General features: G+C 36.2%; 24 protein-coding genes and 1 tRNA gene. All 25 read left to right on the top strand.

The genetic code is table 11. From position 1 onward, the window contains the following. Positions 1–12: 12 nt before the first annotated feature. Positions 13–666 (top strand): N-6 DNA methylase, encoded by a 654-nt coding sequence (locus tag PYW42_RS12265; RefSeq protein WP_010816190.1) that lies wholly within the window; start codon positions 13–15, stop codon positions 664–666. Next, complete coding sequence (locus tag PYW42_RS12260) at positions 663–1607, top strand: site-specific integrase (protein WP_010816189.1); 945 nt, start codon at positions 663–665, stop codon at positions 1605–1607. Before PYW42_RS12265 ends, PYW42_RS12260 begins: the two co-directional genes overlap by 4 nt. A gap of 12 nt (positions 1608–1619) precedes the next feature. Beyond that, on the top strand, positions 1620–2213 hold the full coding sequence (locus PYW42_RS12255) for a hypothetical protein (protein ID WP_025189143.1): 594 nt from the start codon (positions 1620–1622) through the stop codon (positions 2211–2213). Next, positions 2206–2715: a DUF1642 domain-containing protein gene (locus tag PYW42_RS12250; protein ID WP_025189142.1), complete on the top strand. Its 510-nt coding sequence runs from the start codon at positions 2206–2208 to the stop codon at positions 2713–2715. Before PYW42_RS12255 ends, PYW42_RS12250 begins: the two co-directional genes overlap by 8 nt. Then, positions 2715–3200 (top strand): hypothetical protein, encoded by a 486-nt coding sequence (locus PYW42_RS12245; RefSeq protein WP_010816186.1) that lies wholly within the window; start codon positions 2715–2717, stop codon positions 3198–3200. The genes PYW42_RS12250 and PYW42_RS12245 overlap by 1 nt, the downstream gene beginning before the upstream one ends. Then, entirely contained in the window at positions 3201–3518 is a 318-nt protein-coding gene (locus PYW42_RS12240) for a thioredoxin domain-containing protein (protein WP_010816185.1), read from the top strand. It abuts the gene before it with no gap. Next, the gene (locus tag PYW42_RS12235) at positions 3512–3748 is read left to right on the top strand and encodes a hypothetical protein (RefSeq protein ID WP_010816184.1); all 237 of its coding nucleotides are present in this window, start codon (positions 3512–3514) and stop codon (positions 3746–3748) included. The genes PYW42_RS12240 and PYW42_RS12235 overlap by 7 nt, the downstream gene beginning before the upstream one ends. Positions 3749–3956: 208 nt before the next feature. Then, positions 3957–4424 (top strand): ArpU family phage packaging/lysis transcriptional regulator, encoded by a 468-nt coding sequence (locus tag PYW42_RS12230; protein ID WP_002380819.1) that lies wholly within the window; start codon positions 3957–3959, stop codon positions 4422–4424. A 301-nt stretch (positions 4425–4725) separates the two neighbouring features. Further along, positions 4726–4797: transfer RNA gene (locus PYW42_RS12225), tRNA-Trp, on the top strand. 155 nt (positions 4798–4952) lie between these two features. Next, positions 4953–5369: a hypothetical protein gene (locus tag PYW42_RS12220; RefSeq protein ID WP_002393036.1), complete on the top strand. Its 417-nt coding sequence runs from the start codon at positions 4953–4955 to the stop codon at positions 5367–5369. Beyond that, on the top strand, positions 5369–5737 hold the full coding sequence (locus PYW42_RS12215) for an HNH endonuclease (RefSeq protein WP_033627149.1): 369 nt from the start codon (positions 5369–5371) through the stop codon (positions 5735–5737). Before PYW42_RS12220 ends, PYW42_RS12215 begins: the two co-directional genes overlap by 1 nt. A 112-nt stretch (positions 5738–5849) precedes the next feature. Next, positions 5850–6302 carry a P27 family phage terminase small subunit gene (locus PYW42_RS12210; protein WP_010784243.1) on the top strand — a complete coding sequence of 151 codons (453 nt, stop codon included), beginning with the start codon at positions 5850–5852 and terminating at the stop codon, positions 6300–6302. Continuing rightward, positions 6299–8026, top strand: coding sequence for a terminase large subunit (locus PYW42_RS12205; RefSeq protein ID WP_010784242.1), 1728 nt, complete (start codon positions 6299–6301; stop codon positions 8024–8026). Before PYW42_RS12210 ends, PYW42_RS12205 begins: the two co-directional genes overlap by 4 nt. A gap of 18 nt (positions 8027–8044) precedes the next feature. Next, positions 8045–9271, top strand: a complete 1227-nt coding sequence (locus tag PYW42_RS12200) for a phage portal protein (protein WP_010784241.1) — start codon at positions 8045–8047, stop codon at positions 9269–9271. Continuing rightward, a complete protein-coding gene (locus tag PYW42_RS12195) occupies positions 9243–9815 on the top strand; it encodes an HK97 family phage prohead protease (protein ID WP_010816183.1) in 573 nt (190 codons plus the stop codon). The genes PYW42_RS12200 and PYW42_RS12195 overlap by 29 nt, the downstream gene beginning before the upstream one ends. A gap of 11 nt (positions 9816–9826) precedes the next feature. After that, positions 9827–11182 carry a phage major capsid protein gene (locus PYW42_RS12190; protein ID WP_010784239.1) on the top strand — a complete coding sequence of 452 codons (1356 nt, stop codon included), beginning with the start codon at positions 9827–9829 and terminating at the stop codon, positions 11180–11182. Further along, positions 11175–11465 carry a head-tail connector protein gene (locus PYW42_RS12185; RefSeq protein ID WP_025189140.1) on the top strand — a complete coding sequence of 97 codons (291 nt, stop codon included), beginning with the start codon at positions 11175–11177 and terminating at the stop codon, positions 11463–11465. Before PYW42_RS12190 ends, PYW42_RS12185 begins: the two co-directional genes overlap by 8 nt. Continuing rightward, positions 11443–11769: a phage head closure protein gene (locus tag PYW42_RS12180; protein WP_010816182.1), complete on the top strand. Its 327-nt coding sequence runs from the start codon at positions 11443–11445 to the stop codon at positions 11767–11769. The genes PYW42_RS12185 and PYW42_RS12180 overlap by 23 nt, the downstream gene beginning before the upstream one ends. Then, positions 11759–12097 carry a hypothetical protein gene (locus tag PYW42_RS12175; RefSeq protein WP_010784237.1) on the top strand — a complete coding sequence of 113 codons (339 nt, stop codon included), beginning with the start codon at positions 11759–11761 and terminating at the stop codon, positions 12095–12097. The genes PYW42_RS12180 and PYW42_RS12175 overlap by 11 nt, the downstream gene beginning before the upstream one ends. After that, positions 12087–12449: an HK97-gp10 family putative phage morphogenesis protein gene (locus PYW42_RS12170; protein ID WP_002373978.1), complete on the top strand. Its 363-nt coding sequence runs from the start codon at positions 12087–12089 to the stop codon at positions 12447–12449. Before PYW42_RS12175 ends, PYW42_RS12170 begins: the two co-directional genes overlap by 11 nt. After that, a complete protein-coding gene (locus PYW42_RS12165; RefSeq protein ID WP_002393025.1) occupies positions 12446–13093 on the top strand; it encodes a major tail protein in 648 nt (215 codons plus the stop codon). The genes PYW42_RS12170 and PYW42_RS12165 overlap by 4 nt, the downstream gene beginning before the upstream one ends. After that, positions 13093–13548, top strand: a complete 456-nt coding sequence (locus PYW42_RS12160; protein WP_002373982.1) for an RNA-dependent RNA polymerase family protein — start codon at positions 13093–13095, stop codon at positions 13546–13548. The genes PYW42_RS12165 and PYW42_RS12160 overlap by 1 nt, the downstream gene beginning before the upstream one ends. A 191-nt stretch (positions 13549–13739) precedes the next feature. Next, positions 13740–16037: a phage tail tape measure protein gene (locus PYW42_RS12155; protein WP_010816181.1), complete on the top strand. Its 2298-nt coding sequence runs from the start codon at positions 13740–13742 to the stop codon at positions 16035–16037. Between the two features lie 2 nt (positions 16038–16039). Beyond that, the gene (locus PYW42_RS12150; RefSeq protein WP_010816180.1) at positions 16040–16744 is read left to right on the top strand and encodes a hypothetical protein; all 705 of its coding nucleotides are present in this window, start codon (positions 16040–16042) and stop codon (positions 16742–16744) included. Continuing rightward, positions 16741–19485, top strand: coding sequence for a phage tail tip lysozyme (locus PYW42_RS12145; RefSeq protein WP_010816179.1), 2745 nt, complete (start codon positions 16741–16743; stop codon positions 19483–19485). Before PYW42_RS12150 ends, PYW42_RS12145 begins: the two co-directional genes overlap by 4 nt. Position 19486: the final 1 nt, after the last annotated feature.

The following is a 19486-nucleotide window of genomic DNA, read 5'->3' as shown; positions in this document are numbered from 1 at the left end:
TCCTTTGGAATTATGAAATTAACAACAGAAAAAATAAATGAACTGCTAGGTGTTGATGATGCCTACAAAGCGCCAGAAGCGCTCATGAATATATTACTAAGTCGCGATAAACGAGAAATCGTGTTTAACAAATTTTTAGAAATAGAAAAAGATTTAACTTTCGATTGGTTTCACGAATATTTTCAAGACGAACATGCTGATCGGAAAGTTAAGAAGCAAGATTTTACGCCAAATTCAATTGGGGAAGTGATTGCAAAAATCGTAGGACCTGGAAGTGGATTGACACATGAAGTAGCTTCTGGGACAGGTGGAATGATCATACAAAAATGGCGAGCAGACAGACTATCTATTGGTTTTTTTGAATATAAACCATCAATGACTTTTTACGATTTAGAGGAGTTATCTGATAGAACCATTCCGTTCCTGCTGTTCAATCTTGCTATTCGTGGGATGAATGCCACCGTAGTCCACGGTGATTCGCTAGACAGAAAAATAAAACAGATTTACTTTTTACAAAATTCAAAAGATGATTCGTTGGCTTTTAGCGATGTAAATGTTATGCCGCACAGCGATGTGATTACAAGAGAGTTTCAAGTTAGAGAATGGCTGGAAGAAGCTATTGATCACATCGAAAGTCCCAGCGTGTTAGGAGGAGAAAACGAATGAGCAAACGTCCCAGACTTTTTACTGGCTATTTTTTAGAATGGATTGAAACTTACAAAGTCGGTGCAATTAGAGATATCTCAGTTAGTAAATATTATATAGCCCACAAACACCTTACTGAAATTTGCCCTGATTTAACGATAGATAAATTAGATAGAAAGGCTTATCAAAGCATTCTTAATGAATACGCTCTGACACATGAGCGGCAGACAACAATGGACTTCCATCACCAAATTGGCAGCTGTGTAAGAGATATGTATCACGAAGGACTAATTAAACGTGATCCAACCTACAAAGCGATTATCAAAGGAATACCGCCGAGACCAAAAAAGAAAAAATTCTTGCAAAAAGGCGAACTACAAAAGCTGTTGAAATCACTAGAACTTGGCGAAGGGATAAATATGGATTGGTTTATTTTACTGGTTGCAAAAACAGGAATGCGTTTTGCGGAAGCCATTGCGTTAACACCAGCTGATTTTGATTGGACTAGAAATACCGTCAGCATTAATAAAACATTGAACTACAAAAATTCTACAATGTTTTTTCAGGATACGAAAAACAAAAGTTCTGTTAGAACGATAAGCATTGATTGGCAGATAGTTGGTCAGTTTAAACCGCTCATTGAAAATTTACCTCAAGATGAATTGATTTTTGTAAATCGAGATGAAAAGACAGGCAAATATAAACGAATTTTCAATTCAACATACAATTCCCACCTGATCAGAAAATGCAAAGAATCAGGAATCACTGTCATCACAATGCACGGACTTAGACACACGCATGCAAGTATTTTACTCGCTGACGGGGTGTCAACTCACAGCATAGCTAAACGTCTAGGTCATTCAAGCGTGACTACTACTCAAGAAACATATATGCATATCATTGATGAATTGCAGAGTAAAGATGATGAAAAGATTCTTGGTGCATTGATGCAACTTTCCTAGTGTGGTGATTTCATGTATAGAAAATGGACAGAAGACGAACTAGTGTATTTAGAATATTTTGTTTTTGAAAACGATACTCAGCTAATTGAAGCTTCTAAGTACTTGAACAGAAGCATCAATGCAATTAGAAAAAAATTGTGCAAAATGCGAAAAGAAGATAATTTTAGATGCTACATGCACCGTCTATGGTCTGAAAAAGAGGATGAGTTCTTAAAAAAGCACTATTTATCTATGAAAAATAAGTATATAGCTGATAGGTTAAATCGTACAGTTGGAGCTGTTGAGTTTAGGGCTAAGAAATTAGGGCTGACAAAGCACAAGAAGATTAAAGAGCTAGACACAGAAATCCGACGTTTGATTGATGAAGATTACTACCTTAGCCAAATATGCACAAAATTAAACATCAAGATGTCGTCTCTAATCGCACATTGCCAACGTGAAAAAATCCCTTATAAAAAAATGCCTAGAACTGAGTATAAAAACTATGGTAACCACGTTTGGAATGTGCAAGATAAAGTGAGATTCCAAGAATATTTAAGCAAACAAGAGTTGAAAGCGAGTGAAGAAGATGATTCCAAAGTTTCAAGGGGGATTAGCGATGAATAAACAAGAATTGATTGAAGAGTTAGAATGCTTAGAAGTTCCTACAGATAGCCTTGATTATTTGAAAGGTGCTAACTATGCTGTCGAAAAAGCAATTAGCTTAGCAAAACAACTAGATGAACCGAAAAAAGCTATATTACCTAAAACTGCTGATGATTTTATTGAAGAAAGTTTAGGAATGGGTTCTGATAAAGTTGATATTATCGGTTCCGCAGATTCTTTCTTAAGCGCAATGCCCGATGATGAATTTTCTTTGTGGTTTAAGTCGAACAGAGATTTATTTGTTAATGCATTAGCTAACGGTTACGAAGTCGAGAAGGAACCATTATATCACGTTTTATTATCAGACAAAGGGGCGACCAACATAGGATATACTTTTTTAAATTTAGCGGGAACAATTGATTTTACGATATGTAAGGAAAAGGTGGATACGTTAACAGAAAATCAAATCAAAGCAATTGATGAGCGCTATTGGCCGTTTGCTGTGAAAGTTGATGGTAACTAATGAAAACTGATTTAACCAGACAAGCTGAGAAATGCTTGTGGCATTATACCAACAAAATGGGAGTGTTCGGCTGTTTTGAAGTTACTATTGGGTGGCGTGGCAAGGAAAGAGTCGACTTTATGACTTATTCTACTGACAACACCATTAGATGCTATGAAATTAAAGTTACAATGGCAGACTTGAAAAGTTCTGCAAAACAAACGTTTTTAGGTGATTATAACTATTTAGTGGTCACTAACGAATTATGGGAAAAGATTCAAGCTAATCCAGAGTTAGGTTGGAAGTATTATAATCAGGGAATTCTAGTTTTTTCTGAACTAAGTCATAATTTAGGCATTACAAGTGTCAAAAAAGCGAAAAAGCAAAATGTCACATTAGGAACACGAGCGACGGTCTTGGAAAGCATGGTGCGCTCTTTGAATCGAGAAGTTGAGAAGTTTTATAAGGTAAAGCCTTTTTGGGGATTAAGTGAGGAGGCCAAATAGATGAAAATTATAGCAAGAGATCGAGGTACTGGAAAAACAACAGAGCTAGTTAAAGAGTCAGCTAGAACAGGTCAGTATATTTTAGCATCGAATAAATCGCATGTCCGAGCTATTGAACAAATTGCCAAAAAAGCAGGCGTTACTATTCCATATCCTGTTACGGTGGATGAGATTGTAAGCATGGACCGCTTTACATGTGCCAGTTCTATTCAACGAGATGGATTGCTAGTGGATGAAGCAATCATGGTTTTAATTAAACTAATTGGCTTAAAAATCACTGGTGCGACTATATCTCTTGAAGGAGAACAACAATGCTAAGTTATCCAGAAGTTTATATTTTAGAGCGACAAGTCGATGGCATTTATGTTGAATACTTACATGGATCAGAGCAATCCGATTTATTTTTCGATTATGCGATAGCTTGTGATGAAAGAAATCATATGAATCAAACCAATACAAAAGATGGCGAATGGAAAATTTTAAAATATGGCAGACCGATAACGGTCGAATTAAACAATAAAAAAGCCAACCGACCACTGGTTGACTAAGAAGAATATTTTACCAGAAAAGTGGTAGCTTGTGATATGTGAGGTTACTTTGCCCCAAACATTGGTCACAATAAAAATATTTTATCATGAGTAAAGAAAGCTGCCAACAAAAAAAAGTCGGATTTCTCCGACTGTGGATAATGTGTGGATAACCTTGTGGAAAAGTCGTTATCATTATACCACAAATCACAAACGGGGGAATCAAAGGATGGTACTTTTTGACGTAAAGAAATATGAAACACCAGATGCAAAGGATGTAGACATGGAACAAACTAAACATAACGTCAGTGTGTTCCTGTCTGCGTACCTTGCTGCTAGATGTCGTGTTGGCCAGCCGAGGGAACCAAAAGTAACAGCTTCATTCTCTTTGGTTCCACCATCAACGGCCAATAACGTTTTCGAAGCCGAGCAAATGTTAATCCAGAAAGAAGAAGCTCAAGAAGAGTTTGATTATTTGCATAAGCTTTTCGTTAGAGGTTATTCTGCGATTCAGCATCCGCACAAACCAGATGTTACTGAGCGAAGAAAAAGAATTTTCTATGACCGTTATATCAACGGCAATCCAATCTATCTAGCAGCACAACGAAACTGTATCAGTGAAGAATCAGTGAAACAAGAATCTAATATGATCATTGTTCAATTTGCTTCAGCACTAGAACTGGTTGCTTTTAAGTAGCCATTTATTACACTTTTTATACCTCTTTTATACACTTTATCTACACTTCATATACCTTCTAAACGAGTTATTATGATAGTGTCAAAAAAATAAGAAATGCGACACACTTACACAAATACATTAACGGAACGATTGCCTACTTATTTTTTTGATTTGAGATTACAAGGAAGTAAAAAAAATCTACTTTCTTCGTTTAGTCACTTGTGATCTCATTTAGATTCTCTCGCAAACCACCAATTATAAAACTAAAGAAGTGAGGTGAATTTCCTCTCTCTTTTTTCTACAGGTTTGCGAGAGTTAATGGAGCATAGCTTAATCGGTAGAGCAGCGGTCTCCAAAACCGTTGGTATAGGTTCGAATCCTATTGTTCCAGTAAGTGGCATAAGCTGCTTAAATAAAATAGATCGTCAATAAATGTTCGGACAAACAAATTGGCGCTACTACCTTTCACGAGGGTTGCATTTATATGCAGTCCTTTTTGTATTAAGTGTAGTAGAGTTTTCATTTTGAAAGGGGATAAGTAAGACAATGCGTGTATTAATTAGAAGTTCAGCATCTGGTAAAGAGTACTGGGATACTGAAGAAAAAAGAAATGTGTTTGTACCTAAAGGTCAAGAAACTGATTTTGAAGTTACTGAAAATCCTGAATCAATGCTAAGTAAAGAAGCTGATTTACATGTTGGTGGATTACCAATTACTGTAGGGAATGTAACGGTTGATACTGATGGAATTAAGTATGAACAGTCAAATGACGAACCAATCGATAGCGATGGTCATACAGAAATGGATATGGCTGGTGATGCAGGTACTAATAATGATGAATTGTCTTTCGATAAGATGTCTGTAAAAGAATTACGTGAATATGCGAAACGAAATGATATTGAAATTCCAAGTGCTGTTCGTGTAAAAGCTGAGATTCTCAATATTATTAAAGAATCTGAATAATGCGCTATTGCCAGTTTGAAGGCTGTTCTAACACAACAGAAAGAGGTGCCTATTGTTCTGAACATGCTAGAAGTTCGAGAAAAAAGAAGAAGCAAGGCAATGTTTATCACCATAAGAACAAATCGTTTTATCGAACAAAAGCATGGCAAGATGTTGCTGATTTTGTTTATGAAAGAGAAGGCGGTTGCTGTCAAAGATGTGGCCGCTTTGTATTCGGAAGGCAAGCGCATCGGCATCATGTGATACCAATCAAGAAGAACGAAATGCTCAAGCTTGATCCAAACAATATTCGTTTGTTGTGTCCAAAATGCCATGTGATTGAAGAAAATGAATCAGATGAGAAAAAAGTTTTTCCGTCTTATTTTTAAATGAAGCCCCCCTATCAAATTGAATTCAAATTTTTCTCTGGGAGATAGGGTAGAGGGAGTCACGCGTATCGTTAGGTCAAAATTTCAAAAATAAAAAGGGGGTGTATAAAAAATGACCACTAAAGCGCAACGTAAAGCGATTATTGATGAAAAAGTTAATCATGAAAAAGCACGGATTTTAGAAATTATGCGCAAGTCTGATTTATACACTATTACTCTTGATCCATTGATTGAGTCATACTTGGATATTTTTGAAGTTTATCAATACAAATACATGTTGTGGAAAGAAAAAGGTTTTCCTGAAACACAAAAAACAACAAATAAAGCTGGTGCAACCAACAACAGTAAACATCCATTGGCGCAACAAGTCGAAGTTTGGGCCGATAAAAAGATGAAAGCTTTAGATTTATTAGGATTAACAAATAAATCTAAAGCAGGTAGACAAATTACTGGTGGTTCAACAGCCAGAGCAGGTGAAGAAATAAAACGACCAGAAGAAAAACCTGTTGATGAATTGGCTAAACATCGAAATAAATGGCGTAAAAAGGCAGGTAATGAAACATGATTGAACCTGGTGTAAATTATGCCGATTTATTTGCGAAAGAAGTTAGAAAGCATCCTAAGAAATATCCAAAAACAGTTCGTTTAGCAATAGATCGTTGGTATCGATGGAAAAAACGAAAAGATATTTGGTTTGATGTTGATCGTGCAAATGAAATGATGGACTGGGTAGAATCCTTTATTGTTCACACGAAAGGCGACATGGTCGGCAAACCATTTCTTTTAGAGTCGTGGGAAAAATTCATTTATTCTTGGATTTATGGTTGGGTAAAGGAAAACGAAAAGGGCCAAGTCGTTCGTGTCACTCGGGAAGCATATGTACAAATACCAAAGAAAAACGGGAAAACATTAATAGCCGTAGGTGCGTTGGGATATGCGATGTATGGCGAAGGTGCATTATCTGTCGATTGCTATGCATGTGCTTCCGATTTTGCCCAAGCGCAATATGCTGCTAAGCCGTTTGCTGCTACTATTCTAAATAATCCTGTGTTATTAGATGGAACTAAAATATTTAAAGGTCCAAAAGGAACCGTTTCAAGTATTACGTATGACTATTTACATGAAGAAATGGCTTATACAAACAAGTTCATTGTTCAAACCAAAAATATTGACAACATAGAGGGTTCCAATCCATATTTTGTTTTAAACGATGAGTTGCATAAACAAGAAAAAATGGAACAGTACGACAACTTTAAGTCAGCACAAATTTCATTACCGCAACCGTTAATGTTTAATATTTCAACAGCTGGTAAGGGAAGTAGTTCAGTTGGTATTCGCGTCTATAAAGAAGCAAAAGAGGTCTTAAAGCGTGATGACAATGATTCAAACTTTGTTTTAATTTATGAGCCAAATAAAAATTATGATTGGACAGATAAAAAAGTTTGGGAAATGTGCAATCCTAACTGGGGAATATCTGTTGATTTGTCTGCTTTAGAATCAGCATTTAAAACTGCGCAACGTTCCGCTCACTCGAAAGCTGAATTTTTAACGAAGCATTTAGATGTGTTTGTTAATGGTGCGGATAATTTCTTTGAACAAGATCAAGTGGAACCTTGTTTGGTTTCTACAAATGAATTAGGAAATTTAAGCGGTGAGCCATGTTGGATTGGTTTGGACTTATCTAAAAGCCGAGATTTAACTTGTGTATCATTAAATTTTCCTACATGGGATGCCGAAGGAAAAGCGATACTCAAAGTAAAACAATTATATTTTATTCCTAGTGAAAATATTGATTTTCGAGAAAAGGAAGATAATGTGCCGTATTCTGAATTAGCAGAACAAGGATTTGTTGAATTCTGTGACGGTAAGTTAATTGATCAGGAACAAATATTTCATTTTATTGAAGATTGCATGGATTTTTATGATGTTCAACAAGTCAATTATGATCCAGCGATGAGTGACCGACTAGTTGAAAAATTGGAAAACTTAGGCTTGGAATGTATACAAGTTGACCAGTACGCAAGAGTATTGAATTCACCACTTGAAGATACCGAACGATTATTTTATGAGCAAAGGATTATGTTTGATAATCCTTTATTTTTGTATTGCGCTTTAAATGTGGTTGTCAAAATGGATTTTCAAGGACGTAAAGTGCCAAGTAAAAACCAGTCAAAGAGAAAGATCGATGGATTTGTGGCCTTTCTTTGTGCGCATAAAGAAACAATGGATCAAATGATTGATGTGAATGAGGACGACATGGACAATTATTTAGATTCTATCTATCGATAATAGAAAGGCGGTGAGAAATTGAAGTTAAGAGATAGATTTTCAAATGCAGTATATGGATTTTTAGAAAAACGTGGATGGATTGAAGATATTTATGGAAACTCAACAAGATATTCGCAACGTTATGTTAATGATTCATCAATTATGGAATCGTCCGATGTGTATGAGTTGGTACAAGATATTTCAAATCAAGTTGCGTTAGCTGAACCAGTAGTGATTGGTCCTGATGGCGAAGAAGTAAAAAATCATTTCTTGTTAAATATATTAAAAAAACCGAACAATTATCTAACTGGTTTTGAATTTGCAAAACTAGAAACAAACACATTGCTAATTAACGGGGAAGCTTTTCCAATTACTGATAACGATCAACTTCATTTAGGTTACGGCGTACAAACAACCATTGATGATCGTTTAATTGAAAAATTTTCAATGAATGGACAGCCAATACCAAGAAACATGATTCGTCATATAAAAAATATTGGTGTTGATTCCTTAAAAGGTGCTGGAATTATCGATCTTGCAAAAAGCACACTAGAAGGCGTTCTAAGCGCTGAAAAAGTTTTGACAGATAAATATACTAAAGGCGGTTTACTTGCTTTCTTATTAAAGCTGGATGCTCACATTAATCCGAATAACAGCGCCCAACAAAAAATTGTAAAAGCTATTTTAGATCAGTTGGAAGGCGTTCAGGACGATAGTAATCATTCAGTTAAAATGATTCCGCTTGGAAAAGGTTATTCTATTGATACTTTAAAAAGTCCTGTGGATGATTCCGCTATTCTTAATTACTTAGGTGTTTATAAAAAAGACTTAGGGAAATTTTTAGGAATAGATGTAAATACGTATCAATCATTGATGAAATCAGATATTGAAAAAGCGATGATGTATCTTCACAATAAAGCAATTAAACCAATACTAAAGAACAAGAGCGAGCATTACTCAGCTCTTTTTTTTACGCCTAATTCTGGCTATCGAGTGGAATGGAAAATTAATATTTTAGATTTTGTACCGTATTCTACCAAGACAAATATCGGATATAACATTGTGCGAACTGGTATTACAAGTCCTGACAATGTAGCAGAAATGCTTGGTTTTCCTAAACAAAATACTGCAGCAACACAAGCTGTATATATTTCAAATGATCTAACAGAAATTGGCAAGAAGAATGCTACAGATAACTCGTTGACAACAGAGCACGACTTGAAGGGAGGTGATAAGAATGAAGAAACAGGAAATTCGGACATTTGACATCACTAACCTCACCACAAGAAGTGAAGAAGATAGTCAAACACAGATTGTTACTGGCTATGCAGCCGTATTTAATAGCCCGACAGAGTTATGGGATGGGCTGAATGAAGTGATTAAGCCAGGTGCCTTTAGCCGTGCTTTAGCAAATTCCGACGTACGTTGTTTATTTGATCATGATTGGGGCAAAGTACTAGGGCGTACAAAAAGCGGAACTTTGAAACTTGAAGAAGATGAGAAGGGACTACGATTTGAAGTTGAGTTGCCAAACACAACAATCGCAAATGATTTGATTCAATCGATGACACGCGGCGACATCAACCAGTGTAGTTTTGGGTTTTATCCTACGGAAGAAACTTGGGATTATAATTCCGAACCAGTACTAAGAACCATAAATGAAGTCGAATTATATGAAGTTTCTATTGTTTCGTTACCTGCTTACGAAGATACAGAAGCAGCGTTATCAAGAAACAAACAAGAAATGAAGCAAGATATTAAAACTAGAAAAAATTTAATTAAAAAAATCAAAACAGCGCTTGAAGCGTAGGAGGAAAAAACATGAATAAAAAATTATTACGTCAATTACAAGCTCGCCACGAGCAACGATTAAGTGATTTAAAAGGTCAAATTGAATCTGGAGAAGTACGTGAAGCTGATTTGGATTCAATTAATGAAGAAATTGATGGTTTAATTGATGAATTAAAAGGTATTAAAGAAGAGCTAGATGAAGTATCAACTGATGAAGAACCAAGTGATGAAAATAATGATTCAGAAAATAGTGATACAACAGTAGTTGCAGCAACAGATACAGATGGTGAAGGCCGTTCTACTGAAGTTGAAGAAGAAAATCGTTCAGGAATGATTAGCCAAGAACAACGAGATGGATTGCTTGGTTCTATCCGTAATGGTATGCAAGCGCGAAATACTTTGTCTAAAGAAAAACGTGAGAAAGAAATTCGTAAAGCATTTGCAAATTTTGTTGTTGGAAATATTACAGAGCAAGAAGCACGTTCATTAGGTATTGAAGCAGGTAATGGTTCAGTAACTGTACCAGAAGTTATTGCATCCGAAGTAATCACCTACGCACAAGAAGAAAATTTATTACGTAAGTACGGAACAGTCAAGCGTACTGCTGGTGATGTGAAATATCCAATTCTTGTTAAAAAAGCAGATGCTAATGTAAATAAAAAAGAACGTAAAACTGACATTGTAGAAACTGCAATTGAATTTGATGAAATTTTACTTGATCCATCAGAATTCGATGCATTGGCAACTGTAACTAAAAAGCTATTAAAAATGTCTGGTGTGCCAGTAGAAGATATTGTTGTAGAAGAATTGAAAAAAGCATATGTTCGTAAAGAAATTAATTATATGTTTAATGGCGACGATGCAGGAAATGAAAACCCAGGAGCTTTAGCTAAAAAAGCTGTTGCATTTAAAAAACCTGTAGATTTAACAGCTGCAGGTGCTGGTCAAAAATTATATGATGCATTGATTGAATTTAAAAATACACCAGTAACAGAAGTAATGAAAAAAGGTCGTTTTATTATTAATCGTGCAGCTTTAACTGCTATTGAAAAAATGAAAACAGATGATGGATTCCCATTGTTACGACCATTCACGCAAGCAGAAGGCGGTATTGGTTATCAATTAGTTGGTTATCCAGTTGATTGGACCGATGCAGCAGATAAAAAAGGTGAACCAGATACACCAGTATTATATTTTGGTGATTTTTCTGCTTTCAAAATTCAAGAAGTTATTGGAGCGTTAGAAATTCAAAAATTGGTTGAAAAATTCTCTGGAAAAAATCAAGTTGGTTTCCAAATTTACAACTTGTTAGATGGCCAATTAGTTTACTCACCATTCGAGCCAGCTGTTTATCGTTATGAAATTACAAAACCAGTAGGTGGTTAATGTGAATAACGAAGCTGAAACATTATCTTTAGAAGAAAAATTTAAAGCACATATTCATTTTGAAGAGGGCATGGATGCTTCTATGCTCTCTTTTTATTTAGATATGGCAAAAAATTATGTAAAAACTGCAACTGGTGGGCAAGAAGAATACTTGATTTTAATGGTTGCAGGAATTGCCTATGAGTATCGTATTTCAGAAGATGAATTAGATAAGGCAATAAATGCAATCACACCATTTATTATTCAAGGAGTGATTCAACATGCCGAAGAGACAAACCAATAATCTTCGTTGGAAAGCTGAATTGTTGAATATTGAAGTAGCGCTTGATTTAAACGATAGGCCAGTTACAGTTTATAAATCGAAAAGAAATCTGTTCTACGAAGATATTGGTGTGACCGCACAAGAAAAATATCTTTCACAGCAAGCGAAAACGGACGTTGTTAGACGAATTATAGTGAGATTGGATAAATCCATCACTGAAAAGTTTAGTGCCGTTAGAATCGATTCTGTGACTTATAAAATCACTCGTATTTATACAAATATGGATAAACGAGAAATGGAGTTGAGTTTGGCTTATGTCGATTAGTTTTGAGAAATTAAGGGCAACGCTAAAAACAGTAGGTGTACCTGTGACACGTGACAAAGCGGAAAAAGGAACGGACTATCCATATATCGTGTATTCCAATGTTAGTAAAGGTAAAAAGATGGCTTCCTCTAAAGTTCATAGGCGATTGCCATATTATCAAATTTCTTTCTATACAACAGGTACAGAAAAAGATTTGACGGATTTAGAAAATGCGTTGGAAAACGCTGGTATTCCTTATGCTGATTTTGTAGGTATTCAGGGTGATGAAAACGATGATACAGTGACGAATTTTTATACGTATGTGAGGTGTATAGAAGATGGCCAATAATAATGGATTTGCAGATATGGCAGACTATTTGGGAACTCTTGCACAGGTAGATCCTACAAAATTGTCTTTAGAATCATTAACAGATGCTGCGAGTTTTTTTGTAGAGCAGTTACTACCTCAAATACCTAGATCGCTATTAAAGAAAAAGCATATGGCTGATCAAGTAAAAGTCGTTATAGAAGAGGATAGAGTTCAAGTGGTTTTTGAAGAAACTGCATATTATTGGCGGTTTGCTGAAAACGGTTCTGTTAACCAAAAAGCCCAGCATTTTGCTAGTGGTACGTTTGAACAAAATAAAGATCAGATTGAAAAAATCATGACACAACAAATATTAGATTTATGGGAAGGATGAGTAATTTGGGAAAACAAGATGTGTATTATTTTGAAGGATTAGATGACATCTTAATTGCCATGATGGCAACGCCTGATGAAGTTGGGGTGGCACCAACTTATAGTGAAGTAATAAGACTGGCTATTGCAACAAAACTTGCCATTAAAGGAAATGGCTCAGCGCTAGTTAAATGGGCATCAAGTAAAATGTTTCGCCGTGTAAGTCGCGAGACAGAACATGAGATTGGATTAGATCACGTGGGGATTCCTATCGAAGTAATGGACGAGATAAAAGGTTTGCTTGCAGAAGCAGGAGTAACATTTGGAAAAAATACGGCTCGTGAATTTCCTTACTTCGCATTTGGATTCATTGGAAATATTGAAGGCGGAGGAAAAAAAGCAGTTTGGTATCCAAAAACACAATTATCCAATGTCATTGATGAAGAATATGCAACTGCAGAAGATGACACAAAAATTGACGATGTAACTGCTAATTTTGTTGCTAACGGTTTGAAGTATAACAACGTTATGTATGCAAGTTTCGATTCTAACCGATTAAGTGCAAAACCAGGTGACTTTGAAAAATTCATTGCACAACCTATTTACGATGAAGAACAATGGAAAAAATTAGTAACTCCATCAACACCTGGGGGTGGCGGTGAATAATGGCAAAGTTAGCTGATTATGGGATTGTCGTTTCAGACACACCAACTGTCACAATTAAAGGTCATCAGTTCCCAATCTTGTTAACCATGGAAACCATGGAGCATATTGCGGATATTTATGATGACGACTATTCAAAATTTGAAGAAGATATGAATGCAATGCTAAACAAGAGCGGTGGACGTATCTCTTCAAAAGATTTATCTGCTTCAGATTTAAAGATCATGCGTGCTTTAATTTACGGCATGTTAAAAACTGGCGGATTAGACGAAACACCAGAAACAATTTTTAAATTCTTAGGAATGAATTCTACAATTGTTGAAGTATACGGTGCCTGCATGGAGGTATTTACAGAACAGAATTTTCAAGTTGATGATGTAAAAAAATCCAAGAAGCCACAAGATTATCAAACTCCGCAACAAAAGAAAAACAAAAAGAAAAAACACAAACGGAAGTAGGAACGCCCTGGGCTTTTTACTTATACGTCGCCCTTACTCTTTTGGGATGGAGTGAGGGTTTCTTTTTGAAATCAACACCGAACTTGTGGCTTAAGTCATACATACAGTGGTTAACGAGTAATACGGAGTTTGAACCACCTGCAAGTGTGACTATGGATAAAAGTCCTTGGTGGTAGGAAAGGAGCGCTAACGTGTCAAAGAAAGAATCTGATGTTGTCTTAAATTTTAAGACAAACGGAGAAGTCAATTATTCTCGAACAATCAAAGATATCAACAAAGAAATGAACTTAGCGGCTACCGAGTACAAAAACCAGGTATCCGCTATGGATAAAGATGCAACACAAACAGAAAAATTAACGGCAACTAAGAAAAAGCTTGAAAAGCAATTATCTTTAGCCGAACAAAGAACCAAATTATTGCGCGAGGAATACGAAAAATCAGTTAAAGAAACTGGGGAGTATTCAGAGCAATCACAAAAGCTTTACAAACGCTTGTTGGAATCAGAAACAGGTGAAAATAAATTACGATCTGCATTAGAAAGTACCAACGAAGCCTTGAAAGAACAAGGTGACTTGTCTGTTAAGACTGCCGAGAAGTTAGCTAAAATTGAAAAAGCTGGGGACAAAATGAAATCTGTCGGTAAGAAGATGACTGTTGGTTTAACAGCACCGATCATGGGAATTGGCGCCGCTTCTATTGCTGCATTTAAAGAATTAGATGACAGTTTGGACAGTATCACAACTGCCACTGGTGCTACAGGAGAGCAACTAGAATCATTGCAAGACAGCTTTAAAACAGTAGCTGGCCAAATTCCAACAGATATGGAAAATATATCAACTGGGATTGGTGAAGTGAATACACAATTTGGCTTAATGGATAAGCAATTAGAAGATACCACAGGACGAATGCTTAAGTTTTCAGAAATTAATGGATCAGATGTTTCTCAATCAACTATCAATGCCAAAAAATCAATGGACCTTTTTAGGCTATCTATTGAGGACTTGCCAATGATTTTGGATTCAGTATCTAAAACTAGCCAAGATACTGGAGTAGGGGTAGACCAGTTATTTGATGCAGTAAATAAAGGAGCACCCCAACTCAAAGCGATGGGACTTGGTTTTTCTGAATCAACTACATTAATAGGTCAAATGGAAAAAGCTGGTATAGATTCTGCAGGAACGCTTGGGTATTTAGCGAAAGCTAGTGTCGTCTATGCAAAGGATAACAAAACTATGCAGGATGGATTAAGCGGGACAATTGAATCTATTAAAGGTGCAACAACTGAACAAGAAAAACTTACTATTGCAAGCGAAGTATTCGGAACTAAAGCTGCATCAAAAATGGTAGAAGCAATTGATAGTGGTGCATTGTCAATGGATGGATTAGCAGACTCAGCTAAAAATGCAGCTGGCACTGTAGATCAAACATTTAACGATATTCTCGATCCAATCGACCAAGCGAAAATTGCACAGAATCAATTTAAAATTGCAATGGGGGAACTTGGTGAGCAAGTACAAATAGCGCTTCTTCCTGCTTTTGAAGCAGCAAGTAATACGATTCAAAAGGTTTCAACGTGGTTTAGTGGACTGACCGACAATCAAAAGCAAACAATCATTACCATTGCAGGTGTAGTCGCTGCTATTGGACCAGTCTTGGTGGTTTTAGGAACACTTGCTAGTTCCATTAGTAGTTTGATTCCAGTTATTGCCTTTATTGCTTCACCTATTGGAATTGTGATTGCTGCATTAGCTGCTTTTGTTGCTGGGATTGTGATTGCTTACAACAAAGTAGGCTGGTTTAGAGATTTTATCAATATGTCATTTAATGTGATCAAAGACATAGTAGTTGGTGTGTTTAAAGTTTTAGCAGATACAACAAAGTCTACTTTTGATTTCATCACAGGATTTATTGGCGGCGCTATGGATGGTGCTGTAAAAATCATTAGTGATTACGTCAACGCGATTACAAGAATTTTTGGCGGCATCATAGATTTCGTTACAGGAGTGTTTACAGGTGATTGGTCAAGAGCGTGGCAAGGTATTGTTGATATTTTCGGCGGTATTTTTGAAGGAATTACTGCAGTAGCCAAAGCACCAATTAACGCTATGATTACTCTAATTAATGGTTTTTTAGGTGGTTTAAACAATATCAAAATACCAAAATGGGTACCTGGCGTTGGTGGCAAAGGATTTAGCATTGCGAAAATTCCATATCTTGCTGAAGGCGGTCATATGATTAATGGACAAGCAATCGTTGGTGAAGCTGGCCCTGAATTATTAACAGCAAAAAATGGCAAGACTACAGTCACGCCACTTTCACAAGATGAAAAATCAAAAGGTATTAGTGGTGCTTTGAAAGGCAGTTCTACTGTTAATAACTATGTGACAATCGGTCAAGTGGATGCAAATAATCCAAGTGAAATCAACCGTTTAAACAGAAAAATGTTTCAAGCGAATGTCTGGAATAATTTAGCGACAGGAGATGTGTAAAAATGGATAGATATACGCCTAATTTTGTATGGAAAGGAGCAAATGCTCTTTTAGATTACGGCTTAATTATTGAGTCTGAATTACCTGAAATTGTCGCTAAACCAAGATATAACGAAATCACTGTTATTGGCAGTAACAGAGTGCTGAACGAATGGTTTGGTGATTATGAACCATTTGATTTAAAAATTAAAGATGTCAGCGTTAGTTATGAACGTTTGCCAGAAGTGAAACGATGGCTTAGTGGACAATCTGAATTAATCACTCATAACAATGTGAATGTGTATGTTAATGCAGTATGTAATATTAACAATGAAGTTGAATATGTCAACGAATGGGGAACTTTTTATTCATTTGAAATAACCTTTCGTTGCGAACCTCTAAAAAGAAAAGTAAACGAACCTTTCATAAATCTAAATAAGGGTGAAAATACTGTAATAAACCATGGCGATGAGGTTTCTCAACCGTTAATTGAAATCCATTCCAATGGTGGCGATATTGAAATTAATTGTGGTAAGAACACGTTAACCATATTAGATACAAATGCTGGTTTGCTGTCATTAGACAACGAGATGGCTGTTTGTACGCAAGATGGACGTATTCAGCGAACGAAAGGCAGTTGGATAAAAATGCTACCAGGTAAAAATAAAATAATGATAACAGGAAATATCGCTAGTATAAGAATGAAGATAAGGAGTGTATTTTTTTGATCAATCCAATTTATATTTATGAAAAAGTGCCAATTGACTTATCCGAAAATGGGGTTTCTCTTTTAGATTGGGCAGATGCTCCAGAAATTACTCGTTCATTAAATAGCGAATATTCGTTTTACGGAAATTATTCGTTAGTAGGGAAAAATAATAACCAAATAAAAAAAGGATATTATTTGAAAGCGATGGTATCGGACGGATCATGGCAATATTTTAGAATCAAATCAGTTGATAAGAATCTACATTCTATTTCTATTAAGGCTCTACACATTGGTTATGAAGCCAACCGAAATTTTATCCAAATGGCATATACGGCAAACGGCACTGGTAAGCAGATTATGGAAAATCTAAAATCCAATTTAGCGTTTAAACAACCATTTATCTATGAAAGTAATATCAATACGCGGCATCAGTTTACTGCAAAAGAAGTAAATCCAATATCTGCAATTATTGGGCAAAATAACGGCAATGAGAATCTAACTGGAGTTACTTCTGGCGAGTTAGATATGGATAATTACAGACTAATGTTAAAAGATAGAATTGGTGAGGATAACGGTTTTAGGATAGACTTAGGTGTTAATTTAGAATCAATAAAAGAGACTGTTGATGACTTAAATGTTTTCAACAGTCTCTATTTAATTGGCGGGACACCTGATGATGTTAACTATAACGAAGATCAAGAGCCAGTAACATTTGCCTTTTTGGAAACAAAGGGAGTAAACGATGAAAATAGACGTATTACCAGTAGAACAAATAGTGAATGTAAAACTATAGAGGAATTGAAGAAGTGGGGTCAATCACTCTTTGATAAAGAGCGAATACATGAACCAAAAGTCACTCATGAAATTAATATGGTTACTTTGGAAAATACGATTGAGTACCAAAAACTTTACGGCAAGATGATGAAGTTGAATTTCGGAGATACTGTTTATTGTGATATTGAATATAACGGTATAACTGGGGTTAAAGAACGAGTAACAGAATGTACGTGGCTTCCTACTTTAGGTAAGTATAAAAATATCGTGTTAGGAAACGAAATAAAATCTTACACAGATTCAGTAAATACCGCAGTTAATCAAATAACTAAAAAACTGGAAGTTAAAAGCGAAGATTTGCAAAATGCAATAGTGAATGCTACCCAGTGGATAACAGGAACAAAAGGTGGCTATGTTCGTTTTCGTCCTAAAGATGCACCAGAAGAAATTTTAATCATGGACAGACCAAATGCAAATGATGCAAAAAAAGTATGGCGTTGGAATCTAGGAGGTCTCGGATATTCGAACAACGGAGTAAATGGCCCGTTTGAAACAGCTATTACTCAAGATGGCTCAATTGTTGCAAATTTTATTACTGCAGGTATTTTAACAGGAATCTTAGTACAGGGTGTGGCTCTAAAAACATTAGATGATAAAGATTTCCAAGTTGTTATGGAAGGCGGCAAAGTTTCTTTCGAGAGAAAGAGAGTAAGCACTGGACTAAATGATGTTCATGGCGAATTGTTCGGTGACATTAAGGCAACGTATGATGGAAGTGGAAAAAAGGCAAATGGATTCGCTGTTAGACAAAAACCTGGTTACATTTTTTCAATCAATACGATTAGCAAAAATAATGATGTACAATCAGTCCCAATTATTCAAATACCAGCAGATGTTCATCCAGATAATAAGAAAGTGAATAGTTATGCTAGTTGGTCGCATGAAGGTAAGTTCAGTATTTCTGGAAAAACTACACTCAAAAGTGAAATGGATATTAGCGGTATTTTAACAGGAACTATCGCTAAATTTGATAAGTTATATGTCGGCGGTAAGGAAGTTATTCCTGGCGATGGATCAGGTGGTAACGATGGTGACGTTCCACCAGAACTAACAACCGAAAAAGAGAAAAACGCTTGGGCAGTTTGGCAGTTCTTAAAATCAAAAGGATACAGCGAACAAGCAGCCGCTGGGATTTTAGGGAACATGGATCAAGAATCTGGAATTATGCCCGATATCGATGAAGGCGGCGGAGGTCCTGGTTATGGTCTAGTTCAATGGACGTCGCCAATCGCTGGTGAAAGCGGCCGTGCTTATGTGCAACGATTATTGGCTCAAGCTGGTATCAGTGGAGACTATCGAAATATTACCACACAGTTGAAGTTGCTTGATTGGCATATGCATAATGGCCAATATATTCCTTCCGCGGCTTATCCATATTCCGTTGCAGAGTTCAAAGCACTAACAGATATTGGCACGACAACGATGGCATTTGAAGCGAACTTTGAACGCCCAGCGGTCACACATCCTGAACGTATTCCATTAGCTCAATATTGGTATGATTTGCTACACAATTTAAAACCAGGAACTAACAAGTGGGTTAATCCTGTACGTTCTAGTTACACTATCACTCAAGAATGGGATGAGATTGGCTGGGGAACAAATGTGATTCATGGTGGTATTGATATTGCATCGATGCCTGCTGGAAGTATGCCACCTGTTTACGTGGCACGTAGCGGCACAGTTGAAACTGTTACTTATGACGGAACAGGGGGAAATTATGTAGTAATTAAGCACGATGATGGCTACTGGACCTATTATGGTCACTTAGATTCTGTTGATTTGTCAGTAGGCGACAAAGTAACAACTAATTCACGTGTGGGAATCATGGGAGCAACTGGATTAGCTTCTGGCGTTCATCTTCACTTTGAAGTATGGAAAGGCGCCCAGTGGCAGCGAATAAATCCGCGTGATGTTATTAATTTTTAGA

This window comes from Enterococcus faecalis (assembly GCF_029024925.1).
Lineage (GTDB): Bacteria > Bacillota > Bacilli > Lactobacillales > Enterococcaceae > Enterococcus > Enterococcus faecalis.
This window is presented reverse-complemented; position numbering and strand designations above follow the sequence as displayed.

Coding starts and splice junctions, on each gene's coding strand:
- PYW42_RS12165 (WP_002393025.1), top strand. CDS start 12,446: ATGAGTAATTTGGGAAAACAAGATGTGTATTATTTTGAAGGATTAGAT.
- PYW42_RS12265 (WP_010816190.1), top strand. CDS start 13: ATGAAATTAACAACAGAAAAAATAAATGAACTGCTAGGTGTTGATGAT.
- PYW42_RS12255 (WP_025189143.1), top strand. CDS start 1,620: ATGTATAGAAAATGGACAGAAGACGAACTAGTGTATTTAGAATATTTT.
- PYW42_RS12175 (WP_010784237.1), top strand. CDS start 11,759: ATGTCGATTAGTTTTGAGAAATTAAGGGCAACGCTAAAAACAGTAGGT.
- PYW42_RS12160 (WP_002373982.1), top strand. CDS start 13,093: ATGGCAAAGTTAGCTGATTATGGGATTGTCGTTTCAGACACACCAACT.
- PYW42_RS12180 (WP_010816182.1), top strand. CDS start 11,443: ATGCCGAAGAGACAAACCAATAATCTTCGTTGGAAAGCTGAATTGTTG.
- PYW42_RS12170 (WP_002373978.1), top strand. CDS start 12,087: ATGGCCAATAATAATGGATTTGCAGATATGGCAGACTATTTGGGAACT.
- PYW42_RS12250 (WP_025189142.1), top strand. CDS start 2,206: ATGAATAAACAAGAATTGATTGAAGAGTTAGAATGCTTAGAAGTTCCT.
- PYW42_RS12240 (WP_010816185.1), top strand. CDS start 3,201: ATGAAAATTATAGCAAGAGATCGAGGTACTGGAAAAACAACAGAGCTA.
- PYW42_RS12205 (WP_010784242.1), top strand. CDS start 6,299: ATGATTGAACCTGGTGTAAATTATGCCGATTTATTTGCGAAAGAAGTT.
- PYW42_RS12190 (WP_010784239.1), top strand. CDS start 9,827: ATGAATAAAAAATTATTACGTCAATTACAAGCTCGCCACGAGCAACGA.
- PYW42_RS12215 (WP_033627149.1), top strand. CDS start 5,369: ATGCGCTATTGCCAGTTTGAAGGCTGTTCTAACACAACAGAAAGAGGT.
- PYW42_RS12210 (WP_010784243.1), top strand. CDS start 5,850: ATGACCACTAAAGCGCAACGTAAAGCGATTATTGATGAAAAAGTTAAT.
- PYW42_RS12220 (WP_002393036.1), top strand. CDS start 4,953: ATGCGTGTATTAATTAGAAGTTCAGCATCTGGTAAAGAGTACTGGGAT.
- PYW42_RS12235 (WP_010816184.1), top strand. CDS start 3,512: ATGCTAAGTTATCCAGAAGTTTATATTTTAGAGCGACAAGTCGATGGC.
- PYW42_RS12245 (WP_010816186.1), top strand. CDS start 2,715: ATGAAAACTGATTTAACCAGACAAGCTGAGAAATGCTTGTGGCATTAT.
- PYW42_RS12230 (WP_002380819.1), top strand. CDS start 3,957: ATGGTACTTTTTGACGTAAAGAAATATGAAACACCAGATGCAAAGGAT.
- PYW42_RS12150 (WP_010816180.1), top strand. CDS start 16,040: ATGGATAGATATACGCCTAATTTTGTATGGAAAGGAGCAAATGCTCTT.
- PYW42_RS12260 (WP_010816189.1), top strand. CDS start 663: ATGAGCAAACGTCCCAGACTTTTTACTGGCTATTTTTTAGAATGGATT.
- PYW42_RS12195 (WP_010816183.1), top strand. CDS start 9,243: ATGAAGAAACAGGAAATTCGGACATTTGACATCACTAACCTCACCACA.